Annotated in this window: 1 protein-coding gene; it reads right to left on the reverse strand. The window is 52.6% G+C overall.

The genetic code is table 11. The features are described from left to right. Positions 1–45: 45 nt before the first annotated feature. Complete coding sequence (locus ALO43_RS15565) at positions 46–231, reverse strand: PA3371 family protein (protein WP_054997772.1); 186 nt, start codon at positions 229–231, stop codon at positions 46–48. Positions 232–346 lie beyond the last annotated feature (115 nt).

Consider the following 346-nt stretch of genomic DNA (forward strand, 5'->3'; position numbering starts at 1 on the left):
GGTCGAGCGAGAGGGTTGTGAGCTTTTGGTGCTATGCCTTTTAGATTAGCGAAGCACCAGGTCGAATTTGATACGACGGCCGAGAAAAAGCGCTACTACGAAAAGACTGGCGAACACGCCTGCAGCGATGTTGGCAGCGATGCTCAGGGTGTGCGCTTGGACAGGAAGCAACAGGTCAACGATCACAGCCATAATCGCCAGGACCAGAAATGACAACGCGGATTTTGACATGGCTACTCTCTCTATAAATGGCTGGTTCAAGCGTTCTCAGAAAATCCAGCGCTGCTCGGCGCGTGGCATCTGGAGTGAATCATCATCGTCATTGGCCAATACCGCTGCGCTAGCA

It is taken from the genome of Pseudomonas tremae, assembly GCF_001401155.1.
GTDB classification, from domain to species: Bacteria; Pseudomonadota; Gammaproteobacteria; order Pseudomonadales; family Pseudomonadaceae; genus Aquipseudomonas; species Aquipseudomonas tremae.

What these genes read in the sequence shown, in the direction of transcription:
- ALO43_RS15565 (WP_054997772.1), bottom strand. Translation starts at nt 231, where the DNA reads ATGTCAAAATCCGCGTTGTCATTTCTGGTCCTGGCGATTATGGCTGTG.